This window comes from Mucilaginibacter sp., from assembly GCF_025362475.1.
Classification (GTDB): domain Bacteria; phylum Bacteroidota; class Bacteroidia; order Sphingobacteriales; family Sphingobacteriaceae; genus Mucilaginibacter.
Genome location: NZ_JANYGH010000018.1, coordinates 54,431 through 71,533, shown reverse-complemented (window position 1 = coordinate 71,533; position 17,103 = coordinate 54,431). Strand labels below are relative to the sequence as shown.

Genomic DNA, 17,103 nt, shown 5'->3' with positions numbered 1-17,103 from the left:
AAAAAGAAAATGAAAAAAAGACTATTGAATTTTGATAAAATATCTTATGAGCGTGAGTTAAAATTTGCTGACAAAGATCTTTCACTGTTTAACAATGTTTTGGCAGTGGTTAAAACAAGTGTGTCCGACTTGAAAATTGACGAAACATCGTTTAGCCAACTTTTGAAAAGCCCGAAAGAATACGGGTTTGATATCTTGGTTGGATCTAATCCCCTTACAATTGGCGGTATAACTGTAAGCAAAGAAAAGGCGATGGATTTTGTAGAGATGCCGTCCAATTGGTTGGCTGTAATCAAAATAGTAAACGAATTTAAACGGGATAGGAATGACAATCCGAGCCATATAAAAGATCACCCTCAGTGGAGCCGGGAAACAAATCCAACCCGATTAGAGCTGTCTGATATCGAATTAGTAAAAGGGCAGTTTGTGCTGAAGAAGTCTTTTATAGAACGTACTGAAAATCAATTTTCTGTTTATACTCAAAATGATAAACAGAATCAAGTTCATGACACGCTTACATCCATCTATGATGGTCTTTGTAAATTAAAAGAAGTAGCCCCACAACACTTTAATTTTCGTGGCGAAAGTTTCGGTTTGGAAGATTTAGGTTTTACAATAGGCGGTGACGGCACAATTAATCAGGACATAATTTCTATAATTAAACGTGTACACTAATTTCTGATAAAAAGCTCATGAATAAATTTGATCTAAAAGAACTATATCAAAAAGCTTTTGGTATATCTGGTATTAAGTTCTCTATTCCGCCATCTGAAAATATAGCAATATCAGCTATTAAAACAGCAACCTTTTCAGCGGGGCAATTTGCTAACGATGAATTTCGCAAAACCAGCCAGCCCGATTATTATTCAGGTATTGAAACATTGCCTTTGCCGGTTGCAAATATGCGTAGCGTTTTAGGTACGCCAATTTATGAACAAATAAATTTGTCTTTGCCTGGTGGTGCTTTGGATTACACTTTTCCTGATTGGCCATTATTTGATATAACAGGTCAGGATATCATAATAAAAACCATTATGATGAAAAAGAAAGGATCTGTTAAGGAGTTTATATCGGAAGATGATTATAACATCAGAATAAGAGGGATATTAATAAATTATGAAACACAGGAATATCCTGAAAAACAATTACAGGATTTGATGCAAGTGATAAAATCAAAGGAACCACTTCTAATTAAATCGCAAGTTTTTAACCTCTTAGATATTTACAGTATTTATATTGTAAGGCATAGCTTTCCCTCTGTCGAGGGATATCAAAATATACAGCCGTTTGAGCTTGAATGTATTAGTGATGTGCCTGCTATTTTAGAGATAAAATCTACAAAAACGCGCCTGCCAATAGTGGCAGGTATGCCAAGTAATCGCCAATAAACGGGTTTTTGAACTATGTTTAATAGTTTCATGCAGGCTTTGCCGGTGATTGGTCTATTTTGATCCAAATTTTGTACAGCTATGTAAAGCCCGTTTTTAAATTGGTAAAACGGGCTTTACTTTTGAAACGTGGTTTTTGCAAATTCATATAAGTTGCGCAAGGGAGCTAATTATTGCAGATGTCCATAACATAAGCACTCATTCATGTTTCTGGTTAATTCATAAAAGGGCGCGAGCCCTTTTTTATTACTCACTTTATAAATTATGAAAGAAAACGAAAGAAAACAAAATCGGGATCAACTGATCTACAACGACTATGCTAAGCTTTGGGGCGAAGGCTTGAGGGAAGAATTAATATGGCCAAAGCTTGAGGAAAAATATTATTTAGCTCCAAGTACCCTTTACAGAGTTGTTCTGAATATGAGCAAACAGGCTAAAGGAATAAAAAACTAATTATAATTATATGGCTACACGCTTACTTAATACTTAAATATGAAAAAAAGTTCAAAACGATTTATCCTATCTGATGAATCACAAAACCTTTACGGTTTTAAAGTAATCACTAACGGCATACAATTAGATGATTTTAAATTGAATCCTGTTTGCCTGTATAACCATGACTATAACAAGCTTTTAGGTTTATGGACTGATCTGCAAATACAAGGAACGCAACTCACTGGCGTACCTGAGTTTGATGAGAATGATACCGAGGCCATGCTTTATTACAGCAAAGCAGAGCAGGGTATTTTAAAAGGCGCGAGTATTGGCATTACTCCAATTCAGTTTGATGAGGCAACTCAGACTATGACAAAGTGTGCCTTGAAAGAAACGAGTTTAACACCAGTTCCTGCAAATAAAAGTGCTATAGCCTTATATAGTTTATCTGGTAGTAAGCTTGATGTTTCAGATGTAAAAAATTATCTTCTTTCGGTTACCTCTTTAGTAGCCAGCAGCATCCAGCTCAATAATTTAAGTTCATCTGATAAAATATTGCAAATTGATGCTGCAATATTAAAAAATCCTGCTTTGAGTGCTGCAAAGAGTACCCTGATTTACATTGCTGAAAATATGCCTAATGACCTTAGCGCAATTTTAACCAGGTATGAGAATAACTACCATAAAGGCAGTCAAATAGCATCTTTAAAAGAAAAAACATTTGACGAGTACGCACTTAATGAACCGGCTGAACTGGAGCTTATGCAGCGCAATGATCCGGCTAAGTTTCAAAGATTGTTATCCGCAAAGGTTGCCTCTGTAAGGTTAAGCGGTCAAGTTTCAAATGATGACTTTATGGATTATGGCAATAATCAGCCCGTTTTAGGCGCTATCATTGAAGGTACTTATAAAACCTATGATGAGTATGCCTTACATGCACCAAATGAACTGGAGCTTATGCAGCGCAATGATCCGACTAAGTTTCAAAGGCTATTATCTGCAAAAGTTGCCTCTGTCAGATTAGGTGGTCAAATTTCAAATGATGGCTTTATGGATTATGGCAATTATCAGCCCGTTTTAGGCGCTATCATTGGAGGTACTTATAACACCTATGATGAGTACGCTTTACATGCGCCAAAAGAGCTGGAACTTATGCAGCGCAACGATCCCGCTAAGTTTCAAATGTTGCTATCTGCAAAGGTTGCCTCTGTCAGATTAAGTGGTCAAATTTCAAATGATGGCTTTATGGATTATGGCAATTATCAGCCCGTTTTAGGCGCTATCACTGGAGATACTTATAAAACCTATGATGAGTATGCTTTACATGCTCCCAATGAGCTGGAACTCATCCAGCGCAATGACCCTGCTAAGTTTCAAAGATTATTATCTGCAAAAATTGCCTCTGTAAGGTTAAGTGGTCAAATTTCAAATGATGGCTTTTAATTAGTAACTTGCTTTTACAGATTATTCATATATGACAGGAGAACAATTGTTTTTTCATTACTTAGAAAATGGCCCGGATGAGTATTCAAGTGTGCTTATGACATTGTATAGTGATTTGGGCGAAGAATTATTCTCGTTACTAAGCAAGGCAAACAATGAAAATAAAAAGTTGGACATAAAGTCCTATTACTTTAATAATATTCTTAGAGATTTAACGATAGATGATATTGTTTATATTTAGCAACTTAAACATAATCACATGACAGTTATATCTGAAAATGAATTAAATAAAGCCATTGGAAAGAATGGCTTTTTTGTTCCTAAAACATCCCTGCTTTGTACCCAATATGCTGGAGGTATTGGCTTTTTTGATAGTCTTATAGAGGCCAAAAGCATCATGGGTAATGCAATACCAACAAATATTTATTTACGGCCATCAGGTGTAGAAATTAGCATTATGCACCGGTTTAAGCTTCAAAAGGTTGGTATAAGCTTTAATGATATTGTTAGCGTACACATAGAGGATAAAGAAACTATAACTCAATTTAAAGAAAAATCTGTAATAGGTAGGGCTTTAATAGGCGGTTTATTATTGGGGCCAATAGGTGCAATTATAGGCGGTATGACAGGTATAGGCAAAAAAGAGGTGGTAGTTTTTGAGCCGGATCTGGTTATGACTATTACCTATATTGACGATAAGGCAGCTGAAAAAGTGGCCGTTTTTACCGCTGATTACGGCAAAAAAAGCAAGCTATATAATGATGCTAAAGCCGTTTTTGGATCAAGATTGCAGCCTTAAAACACCATTTAAACACTAATCAAAAGCCCTTTAAATGGGCTTTTTTTATTGATGTAAGTTAACATTTTGCCGTTTTGTAAGTTAACATTTTAAAAAAGCGACTATAAATGTCATGCAGATGGCCGATAAACCCGAACGTTTCATCTCACTGGTAAGGTCGATATCCGGACCGGGAACTTCAGCCGTGGTGAGCGGTACGTCGATATGATTGTGTGCGTCGATGCCGATGGTGGCGGCTACAATTCTGGCTACCTCCGGGTCTGATCCGCTGATGGCCCATGCGGCCAATGGATTCATTAATGTAGTGCCTGCCCCGGCTATAGTGATAGCGGCCAGGAACTCCCGTCGAGACCATTTTGGTTGAAAGTTCATCATAATTTACAATTAAGGGAATTGCCGGCAGGTTGCTATTGGCCGCCGGCCCGCATTATATTTTCTTTGATCCGTATAGCTTTAAAGATAGTAACAGTTGGGGATATCACTTTGTGTAATCGTCGTTGGGCCGCAATCAATAGACGAATTGGCGAATACAGCCGATAAGGGAACGGTAAATATTTTACTTCATTTTAGCGCAGGCGTTGCAGATGTTTTTTTTTGGCGATGGCTATCCTGTGTTCTACAATATAATGCGGTTCCCTAAAGGAAGGGCGCATACTTAGCATGCGGTCGACAAGCCGGGGACGCTTGCGCCAAAGGAGAGGGCCGCCCTTTGTAGTTTTAACGGTTTTTATTTTACGGTGATCTGATTGGAAAATAATGATAAAGTCTCGCCACTGCCGCGGCTGGCTGTAACTTCGAGCGTTGTTGTGCCGCTTCCCTTTGCGGTAAACGTCCAGATATCCTTACCAAAATCGCCAATATTATTTGTGCCATTTTGGTGGGTATGGCTCTGCAATGTTAATACCGAACTTTTATACTGAGGGTTGTTAAACTGGTAGCCGCCATCACCGGGGTTCCCTAAGATTAAAGAAATACTTTGCCCCATGGTAACCGACGCTGTGCTACCTGCGTCGGCTGCGGTTAATTGCTTAACGGTATTTTTATCTTCGGTGTTTTTATCTTTATGGCAACTCATTATGACCAGGCAAGTTATGATACATGTACAGTTGTAAATTAACTTCATGACAAGTTTAGTTTATTGGTTTATAAATTTAAGCGTATTTATTGAAAACCGTTACATATCATATAACGTAGCTGCACTGCTAAACGCTACAATTGTTTAAAAAATAAAGATCGTTGTGAAAAATCTACAATTAATTATTTTCAACCTCATTGTCTAATCCGGGGGACTTTTCTTTTTAGCCAAGTTTTTTTCGCAGCCATTTACGAACTGGCTCATCGTGCCATTTCAAAGCGATATACGCCAGGATAATTGCACCTATCAAAATAGCTAACGCATAAGGCCAGGCCTGTACAATGGTTACGCCTTTGTGATTGCTGATCCATGCCACATAAAAATAAACCAGCGGATAATGTACCAGGTAAAGAGGATAGGATATATCGCTGAGAAACCTGCATATTCTACTCTCCGTTTGGGTATGAACCTCACCGCTGGCGCCAATGTAAACGATAAGCGGAAAAATGATAATGATGCAAACAGATTCGTATATCCCGTTCATCCAAAGATGGTGTGCACCGCCGATGCGCGGCATATACAATACCATCGCTAATAAAACGCTGCACCATAAAAAGGCATGCCTGATGCGGGCGGGCTTAGCAATACGCGAAAGCAACAGGCCGGCAAAGAACGGATATATCGTACGGGTAATGCCCACGCGCACCTGCTCCACATTAAATGTCCAGCCGCCGCTCACATCCCCATTGGTGATCGCCAGGTGCGCAAGTGCTACAGCTGCAACGCATACCAATACAGCCAATGTTGTTTTTGAAAACTTTCTTATCCAAACCGCATAAAGGATGTTGGCGATGTATTCAAAAAATAAAGACCATCCTACGCTGTTAAGCGGATGCATTTCCTGCCAACCGCGTATATCCAGGGATAGCGGTACAGGCAGAATAGTGTAACCGATGAGCATAACCAGCAGCATTTTCCAAACTGGCACGGTATGGATAAGCGGCCAAAGCGTTGAATCGGTGAAGTAAAAGCCTATAGCACCCAGTGTCATGCCCAGAACCACGAGCGGCTGAAGGCGCTCGATACGGCGTTTAAAAAAGCTGCCAATCGTCATTTTATGCCAGCGGTCGTCATAAGCATAGCCGATAACAAAACCCGACAGCAGGAAAAAGAAATCGACAGCCAGGTATCCGTGATTTACTATGATATCCAGATGACCGCTCCCCAGCGGTTCTGTTAAGTGAAAGGTAACTACGATGATGGCTGCAACACCGCGTAAACCATCCAATATCTGGTAATGCGGTTTGGTGATCAGTTTATTATTGTCCATGTATAGGATTAGAGTTGTTGAGTTGGCCGGTATTTGACCAGATGCTAAAGTAGATGTTGTGGGCGATCAGCGGGTAAGCAGGTGCTTATCTATCCTGTGCATGCGCAGGATAGGTCAAACATGTATAGGCCAGTAAGACCGATGACTTAAGTCGGTTAGATTGGTTCATGGATGGTATATAATTATTTATTCAGATCGTAAAAATAAGTAAAAGCGTTGCCGGGATATCTTCATATTGTATCAAAGTCCACGCATATCGTCTCATTTTTGCATGTTTTTGCCCTCCGGTGCTCGCACATGTCATGTTCAGACAGCAAAAGAGCCGCTGTACTTTCGTAGAGCGGCTTCGTAACCCATAGTGGAATCGGACTCCTAATCTAAGGCACCTTGAAGAAAGCTAATTCCTTATGTCCCCTCATGGTCTCTCGTAGAGGACCCTGAGGACAAGACAAGCATTATGCTACCGCAGGGGCCTCGTTGAGAGACCCCGCGGGGACTGAATTTTTCATCCTTAATTAACCTTAGCTAAGGTGATAGTTCCCGATCCGGTAGGATCAGGCGAATTTTTCCAGGTGCCATGTAACCCGCCGGTTTTGTCAACAACAGCTACGGCAACTTCCGTTACGCCAACGTTACTGGCAATGCCGTAAACACAGGTGTAGGTACAGGTAAGGGTATCGGCTTTTAAAGTCCAGGTGCCTGGCGCTAAATGCTGCTGACCGGCCCCCTTGGTATCGGCAATCATGGTGCCATCGGGCTTAATGATGAGACTGAAATATTGCTTGCCAAGGCTGGCGTTGGCGTTATCGGTATAGGTGCCAATCCACAAGCCATGTATGGATGTCACTTGTGGTATATCGGCAATGGCCCCTTTCTGACAGCTTATTTGAAACAACATCATCGATAGTGCGAAAACGGTTAATACAACCGCGCTCATTAAAATTTTTTTCATGATAATTTTTTTAACAGTTTAGGCGTGGTTCTGGGCCTCATTAAAGTTAAGCGGAATCATAATAAAAAGCAAGAGGTAGTAAATATCAGGTAGTTAGTTCCAGGTTGCAATACTTTTTGCAGGCCGACCGCAATACACAAAGCATTGGCTGCTGGGGTGAAAACACCAACCAGCGGCCAAACTTTTTTACTTATTCATTTTATAACTTTCCTTAACAACGGCCTCATTAACTTCTTTTATCCTTTGAAGCTCCATTTTTTCAACGGCGCGGTCATAGGTAAGTGCACCGTTCACTTCATGTTCCACGTCGGTGGTTTGGGTGTATATGGCTACGCTGAGGCCCTTGTATTTCATGAGCTGTTCTACCTGATCAAGCAATAAAATGTAACGGTCGGTAAGCGAGCTTTTGGTGGGTTGTAAATCATAGGCGTTGTTTTCTACCGGCCACATATGCCCACGCACAAACAGGCCAACACCACCAAATTCTCCTAATGATGCTGCACGGTGGGCATCCGGTTCCGAAGCACCATTAGGGCCTATGTAAATATGGGTATCTACATAATCGCCATTGCCCGGGTCGCCGTAAGCTTTCTGATAGCCGGGGTTATTGTTAAAACCCGAGTTGCCGTTCACCAACCGCGATGGGTCATATTGCTTTACCCAATTGGTGATGTTTTTAACATCAAAAGCTCCCCAATTTTCGTTAAAGGGTACCCATGTTATTATCGATGGCGAATTGTAATGATCGTCCATAATGGCTTTCAACTCCTGGCGGTACACGCGCCTGTTTTTGGTGGTGTCTTCATGCTGATACCAGATAGCGGGCATATCCTGCCAAACCAACAAACCCATTTTATCGGCCCAGTAGTAAAAGCGCTGCGGCTCGGTTTTCATGTGTTTCCGGATGAGGTTGTACCCGGCCTTTTTGGTGTACTCCATATCATATTTCAGAGCTTCCTCCGTTGGGGCGGTTAAAACACCATCGGGCCAGTAACCCTGATCAAGCAGGCCAAGCTGCATCATAAATTTACCGTTTATCAGCGGCCTTACCACATCGTTAAGTTTGCCCAGCTTTATATCGCGCATTCCGAAATAGCTTTTAACTTCATCGGCCTCACTGCCATCTGCATTAAAAACGGTCAATTTAAGATCATATAAAAAAGGCGCATCAGGCGACCACAACATAGGTTTATCTATCGGCAGATAAAAGGTTGCACCCCCGGTTGCATCAGCTTTTGAAACTATTTTTCCGTTATTGAGCGCAACAGCCGAGATCCTGGCGCTGCCCTCTGTATTAACCAAAACTTTTAGGCGGCTATTGTCCAGATCGGGCAGCAGGCGAATACTTTTTATGTAGGATTTACTCACCGGCTCCAACCAAACTGTTTGCCAGATGCCCGAGGAAAAAGTGTAATCGCCGCGCGGACCGTTTTTACCGGATGGTGTTCTGCCATCATTTAAATCATGTGCTGCAACAACAAGGCTGTTTGACCCTTTTTTCAGATATGGGGTGATGTTGAAGCTGAATGAATCATATCCGCCCGCGTGCGTACCCGCTTTTTTGCCATTTACAAAAATGGTGGCATCATGATCTACCGCTTCAAAATGAATAATTACCTGCTTACTTTGCCATTTTGCAGGCACATCAAAAGTACGACGATACCACATATTAATCTCCTGTTTCCGCTGCACACCCGATAGTACAGATTCGGGACAGTAGGGCACCAGGATCTTATCGGGCGTAGCGTTAAAAGATGCCGGTTTTTCGGGGTTCAACGCATCGGGAGCAGTTTTGCCGCCTAAATAATCCCACTTACCATTAAGGCATAGCCAATCGTTACGCTGCAACTGCGGTCTCGGATATTCGGATAGTGGAACAGTGGCTTGCATGGCAGCGGTTGTCCACTGCGTAGGCAATTTCGGCTCCTGGGCAAATAAGCTACAGCAGCTAACAACAAACAGGAAAAATGCAGGAATAGTTTTTTTATAAGGATTCATAATAGGTGTTATTATTCACAGGGTTATTATCGCCTAAAATAGGTATTTGATATAGATTATGACAATTTATTAAGATGGGAAGGGATTACGCCATGGTAATTGTGTGCCTAACAGTTCCATAAACCGGGTACCCATGTATTACTTTGTATTGAATAGGCCAATTGCGATGGACAAAGCATTGGCTGGTGCGGTGAAAACACCGACCAGTGGCTGAATGAACTAATTGCTACCCAGAGGTTAAAATGATCCTTATGCCATTTCCAAAATGACATAACCGAAAGATTTTTTGTAATTTTGTAATAAGGAGGACAAGTCATGAGAAAAACAGGTATTCAAGCAGGTGGAGAAGCCCAACACTCCTTCTTCAAAGTAAAGACACATTCTATTGCCGATATATTAGCGGCCGGTGGAGCTACTGAGTTTGCCGCCAAAATGGGCAAAAAGTCGCAGAATCTCGCTGCGCGCCTTAAAGATTTCCCGCAAGAAGCTTTCCTGACAGATGACGAAGCAAAATCAGCATTGGAATCGCTAAAAAGCAGTAAATGAATTTATTGTTTGATACAAACATCCTAATCCATCTTGCCAAGGATTATTCTCTAAAACTACTACAACGCGTTAACCCCAATAATGATAAAGTATTCATATCGGTTGCTACAGTAGCCGAGCTAAAATCCATTGCTCTGCAAAATAGCTGGGGAGCAAAAAAAATGGGATTGGTTAATGTTATACTTGATGAAATACTGGTTGTTGAAATTAATGAAAATCTAATTGACACGTACGCTGAAATAGATGCCTATTCTCAATGTAAAAATCCGTCTTTTAATGATTACACACATACTGCCCGGAATATGGGCAAGAATGATCTTTGGATTGCGTCCACAGCCGCTTTACTTGGTCTGATGCTTGTGACTACGGATGCTGATTTTGACCATCTTAACAAAGTGTTTTTCGATATTCACAAAATGGATCCAGCGGATATCAAAATTTAAAAACCTTAGCTAGATATTGCCAACGCAGGCAGTTATTGTCGCCGATAAATGATTTATTAGCAAGCCTTCCTTATCAACAATCATTGGATTGTTGGAGACCCATTTTAGCGCAGGTCTTGTGTGTGTGGTTTTTTAGCAATGGGTGACCTATGCTTCACAATACATGCACTTCCCTAAAAGGCATGCCTTATACTTAGCATGCGGGCCACAAGCCGAGGACGCTTGCGGCAGCGGGGGAGGTATTTCTTTTGGCTTACCTTCGGGTGCTGGCAATAATGGGAAGCTGAATGGATACTATTCATGGAGGGTGAGCCAGGTATTTTGGGATACCTTAAATATTAAACTTGAGCATATAAATTATAAGCAGTTAGATACTTCATACCGGTATTCGGTTGATGATCAAAGCTTAGAAATATTGTTGGCTCAATTTTCTTTCTTCAAATATTTTTTTCAAATCGCCTACGGCCATAGCTGGTTTCTTTCTATGCAATATTGCGTGACAATTTGGGCATACTGGCCTTAAATCAGTTATCGGATCAGTGTAACGTCCGGCATTCAACGTTGCAAGTTCATTTATGTGGTGAACATGTATAAAATGCTTTCCGATTTCGCCATAAGCAATTTCAAAGTTCACATCGCAAACAATGCAATTATAGCCATATTCTAATAAGCATAACGCCCTTGCAAACTCACTTCTTTCATAGGAGATTATGACTTTTTGATATGGAGTACCTTCAAATAACGTTTGCACCAGAATATCCGAAAATGGCCTAGTTTTCTTTTGCAAAAACTCATGCCAGAGCGGGCCTAACCTTGCAGCGGCATCCTCTCTTATTTGAATGCCAGATTGATGCGGTGTCCAAAATTGTTTGCTTGGGATATTTTTTTCTATTTCGTCAAGTGAAAGATTACTTTCCGTAAATGGGTTTAAAAATACGTCGAAATCTATGTTCACTTGCGATACCAATTTTGTTGGGTTTTTAAAATAAGGCCCTTTATATGGTAGCTTGGAAATTATTCCAGATGCAAATATACCGCGGCAATTGTCACCCACCCGCATTACATAAGCACGGTCTCCAAGTTTGATTTTTTTGGTAGATTGAACCTTCCAGTCCATTGTGGTTATCCCAAAATCCTTTAATTCATTTAAATTTCTTTCGAGATCTTTAAAAACCCAATTCTTAGGATTCCAAGCAAAAAGGTAGGTGTTTTCCATTTCTATGCGTAATATGGAGATAAATATAATACTTTGGGCTACTTTTCTTTCCTGTAGTAACCTAAAGAAAAGTAGCAAAAAAAGATCCGCCCCCTGAAATCAAATATTTAAGTTTGATGAATATCTGATTTAAACCTTATTATATGCCTAATGCCAAGATTCCTACGGTTCCTACCAAAAGTTTAGATAAAAGTTTCGACGAACACATCAGGGACGATTTTAACGAACGCATTTTATTTTCTGCCCCATTCGGTGCAGGAAAGTCGACATTCCTGAAAAACTATTTCGATCAACAGGACGACATTATTGTTCTTAAGCTTTTTCCGGTGAATTATTCGATCGCACAAAATCAAGACGTCTTTGAATTGATTAAGTATGATTTGTTGTATGAACTTTTGAGTAAGTACCCTAAAGAAATCCAGTTGGAACAGGAGCAATACTCCTGCCTATTAATGAGCCAAATGTTCTTGTTACATCGGATGAAAATAGACTTGCCACTCAAATTGATTTTAAAAGCCGCGGGAACCGTTACTGGTACGCCTATTCCTGAACAAGAAACAATTGATGGGATAACTAATCTAATTGGTGAGTTTTCTGAGTTTAAAGGAAAAATGAACACTTCAGAATGGACACAGTTGAACAAATACATTCAATCATTTAAGAACAAGACTGGCCATGTTCATGAATCAGATGATATTACAGAATTGATTGTTGATATGTTGGAACGTGTTAAAATAGCAAAAAACGGCGATGACGATCAAAGAAAGATTACAACAGTGCTATTGATCGATGATTTGGACAGATTAGATCCTGAACATGTATTTCGATTATTTAATGTATTTTCTGCCCATTATGACGAGGTAACTGAATCAAACAAATTCGGATTTGATAAAATAATTTTCGTTTGCGACATCAATAATGTTCAGCAAATGTTCGCCCATCGCTATGGTATAAGCGTAGAGTTTAACGGATATATCGACAAGTTCTATTCTTCTGAGGTATTCAATTTCGATATCAGCCAATATCTTAAGGATTCGCTAAAGGCTTTGTTGATGGCCAGACATCAGCTTAAAAAGTTTTTTCCAGATGGCTTAAACCAAACCTATGAAGATAGGTTTCGACTCGATAAGCACGACGGTTTTTATTCGTTTTTGTCTTATGTCATCACTGGTCTTATAGATAGTCAGCAGATTCGAATCCGAAATTTCCAACGGTTTCAATATTTTGCCCTCCCTAATCGTCAATTTAAACACCGCCATCGGGAATGGCATGTGCTATATTATCCTTTGTTAGTGTTGGTTAATACATTAGAGCGTTTTTTTAGCAGACAGGCTGAATTGGAAAATGCCCTCAAATTTCTTTACGAAAATTACTCGGCCGACTACCGCTTGGTAACTATATTGGAACGAAATCGAAGTGACTATGACGATCAAGCGCATACGCTGATTTCTTATTGTCTTCCTTTTTTACTTGATCCTATCCAAATTTTTGAAGCAGGGTTTACGCGAGAAATGGAGTATACCGTAGAATTTAAAAATGAGCATAGAAACAGTCTTTATATATTGTATACGGTAAAAGAAAGTTTCGAAAGCAATTATACATGGGTTAATTTTTTACGGTGTAGTCTGTCCGGTGAGCTAACAGACGGCAAAAATGAAAACCCGGCCGTATATAAACCGAACCCATTCTGGTTTTTATATAAGGCTTATAAAAATATCAAAGCCAATAGATATATCTAATTTACATCAAGTTCTGGACTGGTTAATGTATAATAAGCGGCCAATAATGGATAAAATTCCAACTCCGCGCTCACGCAAACATTTTTCGCTGCTGCTCCAGGCTTGTGCGCCCGCATGCCAGGCATTGAATATGCAAATACCGGATGTTTATCTGATCCGTTTTTTTTTATTTTTAGAGGCTATTTGTACACATCAATTTGAATTGTAGCTGATTGTCCTCGGAACATATCGTATACTTAACATGCGAACCACAAGGGTAGCTGAGGCTTTTACTGCGCTACTCCAATGCCGTCCCCCCCGCGTAAGGGATAGCAACGAATACCGGCCTCGCGCCTAATGCCTGAAGCCGTATAAGTGAATAGCCCGACCCGACCTAAGGAGGGTTACGCCATAATTAATGGTGTACCTAAATAGTTCCATAAACCCCTAACTTTCCTTCCCCGGGGAAGGAATCGCACGTGGCTGGGCTTTAAAAGTTATTGGGGTAAGGTAATGCAAGTACAAAAGTCAGTTTTTATGAAGATTTATTTTATTATTAAAAACCAAATTTCAATGGCGTTTTCTACCTGTATGGAGAATAACGTAGGAAATTTGTAAACTTTTATTGAGTAATTAAAACTATAAGTTGATGGACTATATAAATTAAGATTGTGTTCTCTATTTATTTCTTCACATTCGGTTTTTAATTTATTTAAACCTGCAATGCCAATTACTGAGATTAGTTGTTTATATGATTTAATTTTAATGGGAAATACTTTCATTTGATAACTTTTAAGTTAATATGAATAGTAAGGTAAAGGGGGAAAACAATTGTTCTACACCTTAACTTAAATTAAGGTGGGTGACGCTAATGTAATTAGAATAGGTGGGGGGATTTTAAATGCTACTTCGAATAGCCTAATAGCTACCATCACAACAACGACTAAGGGTTTATGTTTTTTTATTTATGTAGGTGTTGAAAGTGCACTCCTTTAACGTTACTATTTTTTACTAAAAGATAAACGCCTTCCTTCCCTTTCCCAGGGGAAGGAATTGCACGTGGGCCGGGGCTTTGAAATTATTGGGTAAGTTATTTATGAAGATTTGCATGCTTTAATATTTGCTGCAATGATAGGGTGGGATCAGAGTCGGCCTGATTATAAATCTTTAATCAACGTGGATATAATATAAACCAACATCACCAGTCCAATCAGCAGGATAAACGAGCCTGTTATTTTCATGTTTATACGATACCACTTTTTCTTACTCCATTCTTTGGTAAGGTCGGTAGCACCGTGGGAGTTGGCATAATCGATAAATTTTTGCGTTTGGAACACCGAAAAATAGCCAATAAGCAATAACAACAATAAGACTATTATGGCCGCGGAACATTCAAAGAAAGGTAGACCTTGATTCATGACATATTAATTGAATTTCAACTTGGGGGAACAAAGCATATGATCTGCAAAGTTCATTAAACCCCTACCTTCCCTTCCCCGAGGAAGGAATCGCACGTGGGCCTTTGCTTGTATGGTGGTGAGGCATGGTTTTTATGAAATTAGCTATTACAATTCCCAAAAACTGAAGTCGTCCCGTCCGTCAGCCGACGGATCGGAATCCCATAGGACAGGCGGTGCGCATGATGTATACTTAGCATGTGGGATGCCTGGATGGTGGTGATGCATGGTTCGATTAGCATGGTTCGATAAGCATGGCGTAAAAGATTTTTCGCTACGCTCAAGAGATTGTTTCTCTTTCGCGCCGACGCTCTTTGCCTCCCTTGCTCAATCGAAATGACAATTTTTTTTTGGCTTTCCGCCTTAAGCCTTCGGCTTTCCGCTTAAATTCCCAATACTTGTTTCAACTTTACATAGCCCGTTTTGCTCACCGGAATTTTGGCGCCGGATTTTAGGATGGCCAGGTGGGCATCTTTTTCGTAAGGATCTATACGGGTGATCTGTTGGATGGCGATGATGTAGGAGCGGTGCACGCGGACGAATTGGCGTGGATCGAGCGTTTGCTCGAAGAAGCTCATGGTTTTGTTTTTGAGGTAGGAGCCTTCTTTGGTGATTACGCTTACGTAGTCGTCGTCGGCCATCAGGTAGTCAACATCGGCAACGGGGATGATTTTTACTTTGGTGCCGGTTTTAACTACAATACGCTCGTGCTGTGCGGGCGAATGCGCGGCAACGGCTTCAAGTAAATCTTCGGTATGTTTTTGAGCCTGTTTCTCGGGTGCGGCAGCCAGGAATTTTTCAACTGCTTTGTTAAAGCGCTCCTTGCTGAAAGGCTTCATGAGGTAATCAACCGCGTGGGCTTCAAATGCTTTAATGGCATACTCGTCAAAGGCGGTGGTAAATATTACTGCGGGAGGGTTCTCCACCAGTTCAAGCATCTCAAAACCATTGATCTTGGGCATCTGCACATCTAAAAAGATAAGGTCGGGCTGGTGCTGTTGAATGGCTTTTAGGCCCTCGAAGCCATCATTACATTCCTGTATCAGTTCAATCTCTTTAAAATTTTGCAGGTATTCCATTACAACCATGCGTGCTAATGGTTCGTCATCAATAATTAAGGCTCGCCTCATAACTGTGGTACTTTTATTATGGTTGTAAATATATTATCATTTGCGTGAGTTTCCATCAGGTCGTTACGGGCAAATAATAAATAAAGGCGTCGTTGTACTCCCCGTAAGCCAAAACCAGTGCCTTTTTTGGGTCGCGAGGTTTGCGGATCATACGGGTTTTGTACCATGATGACCAGGTAATGCTCTTCAATTTCGCCGCGGATGCTCACGGTTACGTCGCCGGTGGTATCGTACAATCCAAATTTAATGGCGTTTTCTACCAGGGGCTGCAGCAGCATGGAGGGCAGCAGGGCTGCGCCGCATTTGGTATCGCAACTGATCTCGGTTTGCAAGCGGTGACCAAAGCGCACCTTTTCAATATCGAGGTACAGGTTTAAATGGGCCAGTTCTTCTGATAGAGGTACCTGCTGTTTATCGTCCTTTTTTAAAGTGCCGCGTAAAAAATCAGATAACTGGTGAATCATTCTTCGGGCTTCATCGGGTTTAAAGCCGATAAGGGCGTTAATGGAGTTAAGACTGTTGAATAAAAAGTGGGGTTGTAATTGCTGGCGCAGGTTATACAGCTCGGCATCGCGGGCCAGTTGTTCGGCTTCGTTTTTGCGTTTCTGGGTTTCTTTTTGATCAAGCTGCGAATACCACAATAGGCTGAGCATGGCCATCCATCCTACAGCTAAAAAGTTGATAAAAAACCTGATGGTGAGGGATTGAATTACAAAATTGATAAAAACTTTATCGGTATTGAGCAGGGGTAACAGGTAGCGGCAACCGGCGGCGCAGATGCCCGCCAGGGCTACCACCCAGATGAACAGGTTGATATAACTGCCCTTGCCGGGCTGGTAATAGCGCAGGTTATTGTTGATGAGCCAGCAGGCGCCCGATAATAAAACGGCGCTCAACATACCATCTACCGAGGCGGTGAACCATAAAAAGCCAAAACTATGGATGATATAGGTTTGCAATGCGGCCCATAAAAAGCCGCATGCAACTAATGCACCGTATAATTTTGAAGTAGATGAAGGTATGGCCAATGTTGTTTTTGTTTACTTTATAATCTTTTGTCATTTGGAACGAGGTACGGGCGCTCATGCTTATCCTGTGCATTGTGGCTTAGCGGGGCGTATAAGGTTTCTCTTTCGCATCCACCGCTCATGCCTTCTCCGGCTCTATCGAAAT

Annotated in this window: 19 protein-coding genes; 8 read left to right on the top strand and 11 right to left on the bottom strand. The window is 40.8% G+C overall.

Annotated features, from left to right (window positions below; translation table 11 throughout):
* The first annotated feature begins 9 nt into the window (after positions 1 to 9).
* From Q0R88_RS06920 to Q0R88_RS06900, 5 genes are all read left to right on the top strand, one after another.
* The gene (locus tag Q0R88_RS06920; RefSeq protein WP_295714163.1) at positions 10 to 675 is read left to right on the top strand and encodes a hypothetical protein; all 666 of its coding nucleotides are present in this window, start codon (positions 10 to 12) and stop codon (positions 673 to 675) included.
* Between the two features lie 17 nt (positions 676 to 692).
* Positions 693 to 1,388 carry a DUF6046 domain-containing protein gene (locus tag Q0R88_RS06915; protein WP_295714161.1) on the top strand — a complete coding sequence of 232 codons (696 nt, stop codon included), beginning with the start codon at positions 693 to 695 and terminating at the stop codon, positions 1,386 to 1,388.
* 264 nt (positions 1,389 to 1,652) lie between these two features.
* A complete protein-coding gene (locus Q0R88_RS06910) occupies positions 1,653 to 1,841 on the top strand; it encodes a hypothetical protein (RefSeq protein ID WP_295714158.1) in 189 nt (62 codons plus the stop codon).
* Between the two features lie 39 nt (positions 1,842 to 1,880).
* Complete coding sequence (locus tag Q0R88_RS06905) at positions 1,881 to 3,266, top strand: HK97 family phage prohead protease (RefSeq protein ID WP_295714155.1); 1,386 nt, start codon at positions 1,881 to 1,883, stop codon at positions 3,264 to 3,266.
* Positions 3,267 to 3,525: 259 nt separating this feature from the next.
* Positions 3,526 to 4,065 carry a hypothetical protein gene (locus Q0R88_RS06900; RefSeq protein ID WP_295714152.1) on the top strand — a complete coding sequence of 180 codons (540 nt, stop codon included), beginning with the start codon at positions 3,526 to 3,528 and terminating at the stop codon, positions 4,063 to 4,065.
* A gap of 81 nt (positions 4,066 to 4,146) precedes the next feature.
* On the opposite strand, the gene Q0R88_RS06895 is transcribed toward Q0R88_RS06900, so the two are convergent.
* The 6 genes from Q0R88_RS06895 to Q0R88_RS06875 all read right to left on the bottom strand — a co-directional run bounded on the left by Q0R88_RS06895 (position 4,147) and on the right by Q0R88_RS06875 (position 9,420).
* A complete protein-coding gene (locus Q0R88_RS06895; protein ID WP_295714150.1) occupies positions 4,147 to 4,440 on the bottom strand; it encodes a twin-arginine translocation signal domain-containing protein in 294 nt (97 codons plus the stop codon).
* Between the two features lie 352 nt (positions 4,441 to 4,792).
* The gene (locus Q0R88_RS06890; RefSeq protein WP_295714148.1) at positions 4,793 to 5,140 is read right to left on the bottom strand and encodes a protease inhibitor I42 family protein; all 348 of its coding nucleotides are present in this window, start codon (positions 5,138 to 5,140) and stop codon (positions 4,793 to 4,795) included.
* A gap of 223 nt (positions 5,141 to 5,363) precedes the next feature.
* On the bottom strand, positions 5,364 to 6,470 hold the full coding sequence (locus tag Q0R88_RS06885; protein WP_295714146.1) for an acyltransferase: 1,107 nt from the start codon (positions 6,468 to 6,470) through the stop codon (positions 5,364 to 5,366).
* Positions 6,460 to 6,525: a hypothetical protein gene (locus Q0R88_RS27185; protein WP_366086898.1), complete on the bottom strand. Its 66-nt coding sequence runs from the start codon at positions 6,523 to 6,525 to the stop codon at positions 6,460 to 6,462. Before Q0R88_RS27185 ends, Q0R88_RS06885 begins: the two co-directional genes overlap by 11 nt.
* 456 nt (positions 6,526 to 6,981) lie before the next feature.
* Positions 6,982 to 7,422 carry a hypothetical protein gene (locus Q0R88_RS06880; RefSeq protein WP_295714144.1) on the bottom strand — a complete coding sequence of 147 codons (441 nt, stop codon included), beginning with the start codon at positions 7,420 to 7,422 and terminating at the stop codon, positions 6,982 to 6,984.
* A gap of 186 nt (positions 7,423 to 7,608) precedes the next feature.
* Entirely contained in the window at positions 7,609 to 9,420 is a 1,812-nt protein-coding gene (locus Q0R88_RS06875; RefSeq protein ID WP_295714141.1) for a sugar-binding domain-containing protein, read from the bottom strand.
* Between the two features lie 315 nt (positions 9,421 to 9,735).
* Here Q0R88_RS06875 and Q0R88_RS06870 point away from each other — a divergent pair, with 315 nt between their 5' ends.
* Both Q0R88_RS06870 and Q0R88_RS06865 read left to right on the top strand, forming a co-directional pair.
* Entirely contained in the window at positions 9,736 to 9,966 is a 231-nt protein-coding gene (locus Q0R88_RS06870; protein WP_295714138.1) for a hypothetical protein, read from the top strand.
* Positions 9,963 to 10,409 (top strand): type II toxin-antitoxin system VapC family toxin, encoded by a 447-nt coding sequence (locus Q0R88_RS06865; protein WP_295714135.1) that lies wholly within the window; start codon positions 9,963 to 9,965, stop codon positions 10,407 to 10,409. Before Q0R88_RS06870 ends, Q0R88_RS06865 begins: the two co-directional genes overlap by 4 nt.
* Before the next feature lie 406 nt (positions 10,410 to 10,815).
* Here Q0R88_RS06865 and Q0R88_RS06860 read toward each other — a convergent pair whose 3' ends face one another.
* Positions 10,816 to 11,625 (bottom strand): HNH endonuclease, encoded by an 810-nt coding sequence (locus Q0R88_RS06860; protein WP_295714133.1) that lies wholly within the window; start codon positions 11,623 to 11,625, stop codon positions 10,816 to 10,818.
* A gap of 143 nt (positions 11,626 to 11,768) precedes the next feature.
* Between Q0R88_RS06860 and Q0R88_RS06855 the strand changes: the two genes are divergently transcribed.
* Positions 11,769 to 13,364 (top strand): P-loop NTPase fold protein, encoded by a 1,596-nt coding sequence (locus tag Q0R88_RS06855; protein WP_295714130.1) that lies wholly within the window; start codon positions 11,769 to 11,771, stop codon positions 13,362 to 13,364.
* A 524-nt stretch (positions 13,365 to 13,888) separates the two neighbouring features.
* Here the strand turns inward: Q0R88_RS06855 and Q0R88_RS06850 are convergent.
* The 4 genes from Q0R88_RS06850 to Q0R88_RS06835 all read right to left on the bottom strand — a co-directional run bounded on the left by Q0R88_RS06850 (position 13,889) and on the right by Q0R88_RS06835 (position 16,958).
* Positions 13,889 to 14,125, bottom strand: coding sequence for a hypothetical protein (locus tag Q0R88_RS06850; RefSeq protein WP_295714128.1), 237 nt, complete (start codon positions 14,123 to 14,125; stop codon positions 13,889 to 13,891).
* Between the two features lie 375 nt (positions 14,126 to 14,500).
* Positions 14,501 to 14,761 carry a hypothetical protein gene (locus Q0R88_RS06845; protein WP_295714125.1) on the bottom strand — a complete coding sequence of 87 codons (261 nt, stop codon included), beginning with the start codon at positions 14,759 to 14,761 and terminating at the stop codon, positions 14,501 to 14,503.
* Positions 14,762 to 15,183: 422 nt separating this feature from the next.
* Positions 15,184 to 15,930 (bottom strand): LytTR family transcriptional regulator DNA-binding domain-containing protein, encoded by a 747-nt coding sequence (locus tag Q0R88_RS06840; RefSeq protein ID WP_295714122.1) that lies wholly within the window; start codon positions 15,928 to 15,930, stop codon positions 15,184 to 15,186.
* Positions 15,927 to 16,958 carry a histidine kinase gene (locus tag Q0R88_RS06835; RefSeq protein ID WP_295714119.1) on the bottom strand — a complete coding sequence of 344 codons (1,032 nt, stop codon included), beginning with the start codon at positions 16,956 to 16,958 and terminating at the stop codon, positions 15,927 to 15,929. The genes Q0R88_RS06840 and Q0R88_RS06835 overlap by 4 nt, the downstream gene beginning before the upstream one ends.
* Between the last annotated feature and the right edge of the window lie 145 nt (positions 16,959 to 17,103).

Bases quoted from the DNA above. Each gene is read 5' to 3' on its own strand.
- Q0R88_RS06890 (WP_295714148.1), bottom strand. From the start codon at position 5,140: ATGAGTTGCCATAAAGATAAAAACACCGAAGATAAAAATACCGTTAAG.
- Q0R88_RS06880 (WP_295714144.1), bottom strand. From the start codon at position 7,422: ATGAAAAAAATTTTAATGAGCGCGGTTGTATTAACCGTTTTCGCACTA.
- Q0R88_RS06845 (WP_295714125.1), bottom strand. From the start codon at position 14,761: ATGAATCAAGGTCTACCTTTCTTTGAATGTTCCGCGGCCATAATAGTC.
- Q0R88_RS06855 (WP_295714130.1), top strand. From the start codon at position 11,769: ATGCCTAATGCCAAGATTCCTACGGTTCCTACCAAAAGTTTAGATAAA.
- Q0R88_RS06850 (WP_295714128.1), bottom strand. From the start codon at position 14,125: ATGAAAGTATTTCCCATTAAAATTAAATCATATAAACAACTAATCTCA.
- Q0R88_RS06895 (WP_295714150.1), bottom strand. From the start codon at position 4,440: ATGATGAACTTTCAACCAAAATGGTCTCGACGGGAGTTCCTGGCCGCT.
- Q0R88_RS06875 (WP_295714141.1), bottom strand. From the start codon at position 9,420: ATGAATCCTTATAAAAAAACTATTCCTGCATTTTTCCTGTTTGTTGTT.
- Q0R88_RS06860 (WP_295714133.1), bottom strand. From the start codon at position 11,625: ATGGAAAACACCTACCTTTTTGCTTGGAATCCTAAGAATTGGGTTTTT.
- Q0R88_RS06885 (WP_295714146.1), bottom strand. From the start codon at position 6,470: ATGGACAATAATAAACTGATCACCAAACCGCATTACCAGATATTGGAT.
- Q0R88_RS06900 (WP_295714152.1), top strand. From the start codon at position 3,526: ATGACAGTTATATCTGAAAATGAATTAAATAAAGCCATTGGAAAGAAT.
- Q0R88_RS06865 (WP_295714135.1), top strand. From the start codon at position 9,963: ATGAATTTATTGTTTGATACAAACATCCTAATCCATCTTGCCAAGGAT.
- Q0R88_RS06905 (WP_295714155.1), top strand. From the start codon at position 1,881: ATGAAAAAAAGTTCAAAACGATTTATCCTATCTGATGAATCACAAAAC.
- Q0R88_RS06915 (WP_295714161.1), top strand. From the start codon at position 693: ATGAATAAATTTGATCTAAAAGAACTATATCAAAAAGCTTTTGGTATA.
- Q0R88_RS06910 (WP_295714158.1), top strand. From the start codon at position 1,653: ATGAAAGAAAACGAAAGAAAACAAAATCGGGATCAACTGATCTACAAC.
- Q0R88_RS06870 (WP_295714138.1), top strand. From the start codon at position 9,736: ATGAGAAAAACAGGTATTCAAGCAGGTGGAGAAGCCCAACACTCCTTC.
- Q0R88_RS06840 (WP_295714122.1), bottom strand. From the start codon at position 15,930: ATGAGGCGAGCCTTAATTATTGATGACGAACCATTAGCACGCATGGTT.
- Q0R88_RS06920 (WP_295714163.1), top strand. From the start codon at position 10: ATGAAAAAAAGACTATTGAATTTTGATAAAATATCTTATGAGCGTGAG.